The 8,917-nt window shown below is 72.5% G+C and carries 8 protein-coding genes and 1 pseudogene; 6 read left to right on the top strand and 3 right to left on the bottom strand.

Going from position 1 to position 8,917, the window contains the following annotated elements; genetic code table 11:
- Positions 1 to 169 precede the first annotated feature (169 nt).
- Positions 170 to 1,183 (bottom strand): ABC transporter ATP-binding protein, encoded by a 1,014-nt coding sequence (locus WBA97_RS28895; RefSeq protein WP_424234108.1) that lies wholly within the window; start codon positions 1,181 to 1,183, stop codon positions 170 to 172.
- Complete coding sequence (locus tag WBA97_RS28890) at positions 1,180 to 2,157, bottom strand: ABC transporter ATP-binding protein (protein ID WP_424234107.1); 978 nt, start codon at positions 2,155 to 2,157, stop codon at positions 1,180 to 1,182. The genes WBA97_RS28895 and WBA97_RS28890 overlap by 4 nt, the downstream gene beginning before the upstream one ends.
- A 142-nt stretch (positions 2,158 to 2,299) precedes the next feature.
- Between WBA97_RS28890 and WBA97_RS28885 the strand changes: the two genes are divergently transcribed.
- The 4 genes from WBA97_RS28885 to WBA97_RS28870 are packed head-to-tail and all read left to right on the top strand — an operon-like array spanning position 2,300 to position 6,078.
- Complete coding sequence (locus WBA97_RS28885) at positions 2,300 to 3,730, top strand: AMP-binding protein (RefSeq protein WP_424234106.1); 1,431 nt, start codon at positions 2,300 to 2,302, stop codon at positions 3,728 to 3,730.
- On the top strand, positions 3,727 to 4,587 hold the full coding sequence (locus WBA97_RS28880; RefSeq protein WP_424234105.1) for an acyl-CoA thioesterase: 861 nt from the start codon (positions 3,727 to 3,729) through the stop codon (positions 4,585 to 4,587). Before WBA97_RS28885 ends, WBA97_RS28880 begins: the two co-directional genes overlap by 4 nt.
- 21 nt (positions 4,588 to 4,608) lie before the next feature.
- Complete coding sequence (locus WBA97_RS28875) at positions 4,609 to 5,517, top strand: SDR family NAD(P)-dependent oxidoreductase (protein ID WP_424234104.1); 909 nt, start codon at positions 4,609 to 4,611, stop codon at positions 5,515 to 5,517.
- 45 nt (positions 5,518 to 5,562) lie between these two features.
- Positions 5,563 to 6,078: an NUDIX domain-containing protein gene (locus tag WBA97_RS28870; RefSeq protein WP_424234103.1), complete on the top strand. Its 516-nt coding sequence runs from the start codon at positions 5,563 to 5,565 to the stop codon at positions 6,076 to 6,078.
- A 64-nt stretch (positions 6,079 to 6,142) separates the two neighbouring features.
- On the opposite strand, the gene WBA97_RS28865 is transcribed toward WBA97_RS28870, so the two are convergent.
- Positions 6,143 to 6,817: a FadR/GntR family transcriptional regulator gene (locus WBA97_RS28865; protein WP_424234102.1), complete on the bottom strand. Its 675-nt coding sequence runs from the start codon at positions 6,815 to 6,817 to the stop codon at positions 6,143 to 6,145.
- Positions 6,818 to 6,884: 67 nt separating this feature from the next.
- On the opposite strand from WBA97_RS28865, the pseudogene WBA97_RS28860 reads away from it, so the two are divergent.
- Both WBA97_RS28860 and WBA97_RS28855 read left to right on the top strand, forming a co-directional pair.
- Positions 6,885 to 8,095: pseudogene (locus tag WBA97_RS28860) on the top strand (CynX/NimT family MFS transporter).
- A 113-nt stretch (positions 8,096 to 8,208) separates the two neighbouring features.
- A partial coding sequence (locus tag WBA97_RS28855; protein WP_424234101.1) for an AfsR/SARP family transcriptional regulator occupies positions 8,209 to 8,917 on the top strand: 709 nt, incomplete at its 3' end.

Raw genomic sequence — 8,917 nt, 5'->3', positions numbered from 1 at the left:
CCCGCCGCCTGCGCCACCCGCGCCCTGCGCGGAACACGCCGCGAGGGTGAGCGCCGCGGCCGCGCCCGCGGCCAGCCGGACGCGACGAGGTCGTGGGGGTTGTGCGGACATCGTGCACTCCTTTGTGCTGGGGGTTGAGCTGGCCCGCGCGGGGCCATGGGCAGGACGGTCACGCCGTGGTGGCGGCGTCCCTGATCTCGGGCCAGAAGTGGCAGGCGACCTGATGCGCCTCACTCCCGGCGCCGAACGAAGGCTCCTCGACCGCACACCGGTCCTGCGCGAACCGGCAGCGGGTGCGGAACCGGCACCCCGACGGTGGCCGCCGCGCGTCCGGGATCTCTCCTGGCAGCAGCGTCCTGCTCCTGGCGCGAGCCTGGAGCGACACGGTGGGCACGGCGCTGATCAGCGCTCGCGTGTAGGGATGGCGTGGCTCGCGCAGAACCGAGCGCACCGGCCCGATCTCCACGAGCTTGCCGAGGTACATGACCCCGACCTGGTCGGCGATCCGCGCGATCGACGTCATGTCGTGCGAGACGAAGACGTAGGTCAGCGCGCGGGTGTGCAGCAGCTCGTCGAGCAGCCGCAACACCCCTGCCTGCAGGGAGATGTCGAGTGCGGCGACCGGTTCGTCGCACATGATCAGCGGTGCCCGCGCGGCGACCGCACGCGCGATCGTGACCCGCTGGCGCTGCCCGCCGGACAGCTGGGCCGGTCGCCGCTCGGCCATCTCCGCACCGATCCCGACCTGGGCGAGCAACTCGACCGCCTGGGCCCGCAACCGTCGAGGCACCCGGAAGTCCTTCGGTGCCAACGGTTCCGCGACGCTGCGCCAGATCGGCAGGCTGGGGGACAGCGCGAGCATCGGGTCCTGGAAGATCACCTGGACCTCGCCGCCCCGGCCGACCGAGTTGGCCGCGGTGGCGAGGTCACCGTCGCGGGGCGCGATGCGGATCCGGCCCCCGCTGGTGGGCAGCAGTCCGGCGATCGCCATGACGAGCGTCGACTTCCCGGAGCCGGACTCACCGATGATGCCGAGCGTCTCGCCACGCGCGACCCGCAGCGACACCCCGTCGACCGCCCGCAGCGGGTCGCGGCGGTTTCCGTAGGTCACCACCAGGTCCTCGACGGACAGGGCCACGGAGCGGCTGGGCGCCTCGACGGGCTCGGTGACTCCCGCGGTCATGCCGGCACCCCGGTCAGCGCGAGCTCCTCGTGCCGGAGGCAGCGGGTCAGCCCGCCGCCGTGCGCGGCGACCAGTTCCGGTTCTGCCGCGACGCACGCGTCGGTCCGATGTGGACAGCGCGGATGGAACCGGCAGCCCGAGGGTGGTCGAGCCGGGTTCGCGGGCGCACCGGCGATGCCGGTCCACTCGCCGGTCCCGTCGAGGTCCACGGTCGAGGCCTGCAGGAGCGCCCACGGGTACGGGTGCTGGGGGTGGCGGAGCAGGTGGTCGGTGCGGTCGACGGCGACGACCTGCCCGCAGTACATCGTGATCACCCGTGCGCACAGGTCGCTGACCACGCCGAGGTTGTGGCTGATCAACAGGACCGTCAGCCCGCGTTCCTCGGCGAGCCGGTGCAGCAGCGCGATGATCTGTGCCTGGATGGTGACGTCCAGCGCGGTCGTCGGCTCGTCGGCGATCAGCAGTCGCGGCTCGCACACCAGTGCCATCGCGATCATGACCCGCTGGCACATGCCGCCGGACAGCTCGTGGGTGTAGGAGCGCAGGGTGCGCCGCGGGTTCGGCAGCCCGACCTGGGCCAGCAGGTCGCAGGCCCGGTCCTGGGCGGCCACTGTGGACACGTTCTCGTGCGTGCGGACGACGTCGACGATCTGCTTGCCGACCGGTCGCGCCGGGTGCAGGGAGGCCCTCGGCTCCTGGAAGATCATGCTCAGCTCGTTGCCCCGCAGCCGCCGCAGTGCCTCCGCGTCCGCCGTCAGCAGGTCCGTGCCCTGGAAGGAGATCGTGCCGGTCGTCCCGGCGCCGGGCGGGAGCAGGCCCATCACCGACAGTCCGGTGAGCGTCTTGCCGGAGCCGGACTCGCCCACCAGTCCCACCACCTCGCCCTCGGCGAGCGTGAACGAGACGTCCGACAGCAGAGGTGTGCCGCCGATGGCGAGCCCGAGTCCGTTCACTTCGAGCAGGTGAGCACCCATTGGCGAGCCTCCTACCGAGACTATCTGCACTGACAGTGCAAATAGTAAGTCGCATCACACCCGTGTCAATAGTTAGCCCGGCTTAAGATGCACTCACGGTGCAAATAGTAAGCCCGGCCCCATCGCTGTCAAGGAGGACGCGTTGAGCCAGGAACTCTCGATCAGCCGGCTCATCGGCCACTTCGCACGCACCCGTCCCGACACGCTCGCGCTCGTCGAGGACGGCACGGCCGACGCCATGACCTGGGCGGAGCTGGACCGCGCGACCAACCGGCTCGCCCGCGCGTACGCCGAGGCCGGGGTGGGCCAGGACTCGATGGTCGCGGTCGTGCTGCCCAACTCCGCCGCGTTCGTCCGCGCGTGCGTCGCGGTGTGGAAGCTTGGTGCCACCCCGCTGCCACTCTCGGTGAAGATGCCGCCCGCCGAGCGGGCACGGATCCTCGCCCTGGCGCCGCCCGCGCTGGTCGTGGAGTCCGACATGGACGCGACCGCGTTCGACGACGCCGAGCTGCCGGACCGCTCGCCGTCCCACTGGAAGGCGCTCACCTCCGGCGGCAGCACGGGGCGCCCCAAGCTGATCGTGGCCCGCGACCGTCCGATGTGGAACCCGGCCACCCCGATCGTCGAGTACATGCACGCCGACGGCGTCCAGCTGGTCGTCGGCCCGCTCTACCACAACGCCGCGTTCATCTACGCCATGCGCGGCCTGTTCTGCGGCAACCGGCTCGTGGTCATGCGCCGCTTCGACGCGGCGCGCGTGCTGCACCTGATCGACGAGCACGCGGTGACGTGGCTGCAGCTCGTGCCCACGATGATGAGCCGCATCTGGAAACTGCCGCCCGAGGTGCGTGCCGCGGCGGACCTGTCGTCCGTGCGCACGCTTCTGCACGTCGGCGGCCCGTGCGCGCCGTGGCTCAAGGAGGCCTGGCTCGACTGGCTGGGCCCGGACCGCGTCACCGAGGTCTACGCGGGCACCGAGAGCCAGGGCATCACCATGATCACCGGCCGCGAGTGGCTGACCCACCGCGGTTCCGTCGGCAGGGCGATCCGCGGCTCCCGCTTCCAGGTGCAGGACGAGCGGGGGCAGGTCGTCCCGCCTGGCGTGGTCGGCGAGGTGTTCCTGATGCCGGAGGGCGGCCCCGGCTCGACCTACCACTATCTCGGCGCGACACCACGCGGCCGCGACGGCTGGGAGTCCCTCGGCGACCTCGGCCACTACGACGAGGACGGCTACCTGTACCTGGACGACCGGTCGGCCGACTGCATCGTCACGGGTGGCGCGAACGTGTACCCGGCGGAGGTCGAGGGCGCGCTCGACGCGTACCCGGGCGTGCGGGCGAGCGCGGTGATCGGCCTCCCGGACGACGACCTCGGGCAACGCGTGATCGCGATCGTCGAGGCCGGCCCGGACGTCACCGCCGACGCGCTCGACGCGCACCTCGCGACGCTGCTCGCCCCGTACAAGCGCCCGCGTGCCTACGAGCTGACGCGGTCCCCGCTGCGTGACGAGGCGGGCAAGGTGCGCCGGTCCGCGCTGCGTGCGCGGCGCCTGTCCACCGGAGCGGCCTCGTGACCGTGCGACCGGACCCGGCGTCGTGGCGGGCACACCGCTCCGGCGTGCCCGCGGTCGACGACCTGGTGGCGGCGCTCGCGGTGGAACGGCTGTCGGCGACGGAGTTCACCGGCCACAGCACCGCCGTGCCGGAGCGTCGCGTGTTCGGTGGCCAGCTCCTTGCGCAGTGCGCCGTGGCGGCCACGCTCACCGTGCCCCCGCCCTCGGCGCTGCACTCGATGCACGCGTACTTCGTGCGGGCCGCCAGGCCCTCGGTGAAGCTCCGCTTCGAGGTCACCACCCTGCGGGACGGCCGTTCGTTCGCGGTCCGCCGGGTGGATGCCTTGCAGGACAACGAGATCGTCACGTCGGTGACCGCGTCGTTCCACCTCCCGGAGGACGGCATGGCCCACCAGGACCCGATGCCCGACCGCGAGTCACCCGCCGACCTGCCCGCCCGCACCCCGTTCCACATGGCACCGGACGGCCCCGCCCGCGCGGGTGCCGTGGAGCTGCGCGCGTGCACACCCCGCGAGGGCCTGCCGGAGTCGTCGGTGTGGATGCGCATCACCGCCCCGCTCCCGGACGACCAGGTCCTGCACCAGGCGATGCTCGTCTACCTGTCGGACTTCAGCATCCTGCACGGCGCGTTCAACCTGCACCGCGTCGCCCGCCCGGAGGTCCGCACCGCCAGCCTCGACCACAGCATGTGGCTGCACCGCCCGGCCCGCGCCGACGACTGGCTCCTCCACGACAGCAGGAGTCCGTCGGCGGCAGGTGCCCGTGCGATGGGCCAGGCGGGCCTGTTCACCGCCTCGGGTGAGCTGGCCGCCACCGCGGCACAGGAGATGCTGGTACGGTCCTCGGCATCTACGTAGACGTTGACGATGGAGGTCGCGGTGACGAACCTGCTCGGCGGCCGGGCGGCCATCGTGACGGGTGCCGGCCGAGGGCTCGGCCGGGCGTACGCGCGGGACCTGGCGGCGGCCGGTGCGTCGGTGGTGGTCAACGACGTCGACGTGGCCGAGGCGCGGTCCGTGGTCGACGAGATCACCTCGGCGGGTGGCTCCGCGATCGTCAGTGCCCACGACGTCAGCGACCCCGACGCCGCCGACGCGCTCATCGCCACCTGCGTGACGGCCTTCGGCGGGCTGGACGGACTGGTCAACAACGCGGGCCTCTACCACGAGGCGCAGCCGTGGGACGAGCGCCCGGCGGCCATGCGCCGGGCGGTGCTGGTGAACGTGCTCGGCGCCATGCAGTGCCAGGCCGCGGCGAGTGCCGTCATGCGCGAGCGCGGTGGCGGGGCGATCGTCAACGCCTCGTCCGGCGGCATGTTCGGCTTCCCGAGCGTCTCGACCTACGCCGCGACCAAGGGCGCGCTGGCCGCGCTGACGTACAGCTCGGCACTGGACCTGGAGGCGGCGGGCATCCGGGTCAACGCGATCTCGCCGATGGCGTTGACCAGGATGACCGAGAACGCACTAGGCCGCGGCCTCGCACCGTCCACTAAGGACGCGCCGCCGCTGGCCGGTATCGACGACATGCGCCCGGAAGCGGTGGCACCACTGGTGACCTTCCTCCTCAGCGACCTCGCCGAGGGCATCACCGGCCAGTTCTTCCGCTTCGACGGCCGCAAGGTCTCCGTGGTCACCACCAACCCCTTCGCCGACCACCCGAACACCAGCGCCGACGACTGGACCCCGCGGACCATGGCCGCCGCGTTCACCGGCCCGCTGGCCGCGCACCTGCAGCCCTACGGCGTCGAACGTCGTCTCCCACCGCGGCAGCGTGCGACGACCCGCTGACCAGGCCGGACCCGCCCGGACAGCCAGCGTCATATCCTGGGCCAGGTGATTGACCAGTTGACCGTGGACGCGGCGGTCGCCGATGCCCGCCTTGCCGCGATGGAGTTCGACGACGCCCAGACGTGGCTGCGCGCCCATCAGGCGCTGGTGGAGCCGCTCGCGGCCGAGGTCTGGGTAACCGATCAGACGTACAGCCAGGTCTTGCTGGTACGGCACCGCGTGCGTGGATGGGTGCCGCCTGGCGGCAAGGTAGAGCCGGGCGAGACGCCGAGGGCAGCCGCGGCTCGTGAACTTCTGGAGGAGGCCGGTGTGGCGGGCGAGTTGTTGCCCGCACCGGCCGCGGTGGCTGTTCGCACCTTCCGTGCCGGCTGGGCGCCGACGCTGAGCCTGTCCTACGGGGCCGTTGTCGGCCGTGATGTGCCGCTCGACGGGGAGACTGGGCAGCCGTCGAGGTGGGTCGACCTGGACGAGATGTGGGAGAGCGTGTTCCCCGAGGACCGCGACCGTATCCGCGCGTACGTGCGGCGATTGGCAGCGGGGAACGTACTGGGAGTGCACTGAGACCCGTGGGGATGACGAGCTTCGCGGCCACTCGCCGCGCATCCCGGTGAAAGTAGCCCTCCCCTTACGGGTTGAGGCCGGCGAGCAGCTCGTCGAGGAACCCGGCCGCCTCGGTGGCGGCACGGTCCGGATCGCGGTCGGCGATGGCGTTCAGGATGCCGCGGTGCTCGATGTGCTCGGCCGGGCCGAGCTCCTCGTGTGTGGTGGCCGCGACCGACGCGGTGATCGCCTCGGTCAGCCCTCGGTACAGCTCGGTCAGCAGCGCGTTGTGCCCGCACGCGACGACGGTGAGGTGGAACTCCGCGTCGACGCGGACGAAGTCGTCGAACCGGGCCTCGCGTTGCGCGGCGTCGCGCTGGTCGTGGAGGTGGCGCAGGCGGGTCAGCTCGGCGTCGGTGCGCCCGGTCGCGGCGAGCCGCGCGCCCTCCACCTCCAGCATGCGCCGGACCTGCAGGACCTCCCGCAGCTCGGAGCCGCACAGCCTGCGGATCGCGCCGGACACCTCGCTGGTGGCGCGCACGTAGGTGCCGTCGCCCTGCCGCACCTCCAGCAGCCCGCTGTGCGACAGCGCCCGTACCGCCTCGCGGACGGTGTTGCGCCCGACGCCGAGGGTCGTCGCCAGCTCCGGCTCGGTCGGGATGCGCCTGCCGATGGGCCACTCGCCCTGGCGGACGGCGTCCCGCAACTGCTCGATGACCTGGTCGACCAGACCGGCGCGGCGCGTTGTGGCGAGCGGCACAGGAACATCCCTTCAACCAATCATCCTACGTTTGCCTATAGTACTTGGCGTGCCCGTCAAGTCCGACCTGGAACGTCCGCGTGTCGCGCGGGCTGGACGTGCCGCCCCGCTCACCATCGCGGGCGGGGCGCTGCTCGCGACCGCCGTCGTCCTCGCCGCCCTGAACCTCCGCCCCGCCGTGACCAGCGTCGGTCCGCTGCTGGACACGGCACAGGCCGACCTCGGTGCCACCACCACCTGGGCGGGACTGCTGACGACGCTGCCCGGCCTGTGTTTCGCGGTCGCCGGACTGGCCGCCCCGGCGCTGCCCCGGCGCTGGCCCGGCGGGTGGGCACCGGCGCGGCCGTGGCGTTCGCGCTCGGTGTCCTCGGGCTCGGGCTGGTGATCCGGGTACTCGACGGCCCGCTGGTGGTGCTCGGCGGCACCCTCGTCTCGAGTGCGGGCATCGCGCTGGCGAACGTGCTCGTCCCCGTGGTGGTGAAGGACTCCTTCCCGGCCAGGGTCGGCCTGATGACCGGTGTCTACACCGCGGCGCTGCAGGGCGGCGCCGCGCTCGGGTCGGCGGCCACGCCACCGATGAACGACGCGTTCGGCGGCTGGCGCGGGGCATGGGCAGGCTGGGCGGTGCTCGCGGTCGCCGCGCTGGTGGTGTGGCTGGTGGCCTTCCGCGGTCGCATGTCGGGCAGGGACGCCGCCCGGCAGGAACGCGGCCGTTCGCTGCTGCGCAGCCCGCTGGCATGGACGGTGACGGTGTTCTTCGGACTGCAGGCGTTCGTCGCCTACATCGTCATGGGCTGGTTCCCGCAGGTGCTGATGGACGCGGGGGTCAGCAGGGGCGACGCGGGTCTGCTGCAGGGCCTGATGTCACTGCTGGCGGTGCCGATCAGCCTGGTCGTCCCGGCGGTCGCCGCCCGGCAGGGCAACCAGACGTGGTGGACCGTCGGTCTTGGCGCGGTCGGGGTGGCGGGCACGGTCGGCCTGATCGTCGCGCCGTCGGCAGCACCGCTGCTGTGGGCGGTACTCATCGGCATCGGGATGAGCGTGTTCTCGCTCGCGCTGACCATCGTCGCGCTGCGGGCACGCGACAGCCAGGACACCGCGTCACTGTCCGGGATGGCGCAGGGCTACGGCTACCTGATCGCCACACCCGGCCCGCTGCTGTTCGGCCTGCTGCACGACCTGACCGCCGCATGGACGGTGCCGCTGATCATGGTCCTGGTCGTCACGGTGGCGCAGTCGGTGTTCGGCGGCCTCGCGGGCCGCGACCGTTACGTCTGAGACCCGGGAATCGCGCTCTTTTCCCAAACGGCACCACAATGTGGAACCGAGGCGGGCGTGCGGCACTCTACTTCGAGTAGCACTGTGCGACTCGAACTCGGGAGGCCCGGTCTGTGCGATTCCAGGTGCTGGGGCCGTTGCGCGTGGACGTGGACGGTCATCCGCTACCGCTCGGAGGGACCAAGCAACGGCTGCTGCTCGCGCACCTGCTGCTGAACGTCGGCAAGCCGGTGCGGGTCGCGCAGCTCGTGGACGTGCTCTGGGGTGCGGAGCCCCCGACGTCGGCGGCGGCGAACCTGCAGACCTACGTGTGGCGGCTGCGGCGCGCGCTGCCCTTCGATGACGCCGACGGCGGCGGGCTGGTCACCAGCGGCACCGGCTACGAGCTGCGGGTGCCACCGGAGTCGGTCGACGCGCAGCTGTTCAGGGCGGCGTGCGCGCGGGCGCGTGCCGAGCGGGACCCGGCGGTGGCGCTCGCGGCACTGCGGGAGGCGGAGCGGCTCTGGCACGGTGAGCCACTCGCCGACCTGCCCACGGTGCCCGCGTGGGAGGCCGAGCTGAGCGGGCTCTCCGAGGCCAGGCTCGCCGCGACCGAGGACCGGCTGGCGTTGCGGGTCCGGCTCGGGCACCACGGACCGGTGATCGAGGAGCTCTCCGCGCTCCTCGCCGAGCACCCCTACCGGGAACGCCTCTGGCAGCAGTACCTGCTGGCGCTGGCGGGGTCCGGGCGGCGGGCCGACGCGCTGGCCGCGTACGCCGACGTGCGGGCGCGGTTCGTCGCCAACCTCGGGGTCGAGCCGGGGCCCGCGTTGCGTGCGGCGC

Origin of the sequence: Actinophytocola sp., from assembly GCF_049647105.1 — a bacterium.
In the GTDB taxonomy this organism is placed as follows: Bacteria; Actinomycetota; Actinomycetes; order Mycobacteriales; family Pseudonocardiaceae; genus Actinophytocola.
Note: the sequence above shows the minus strand (reverse complement) of the source record. Positions and strands in the feature narration are given on the sequence as shown.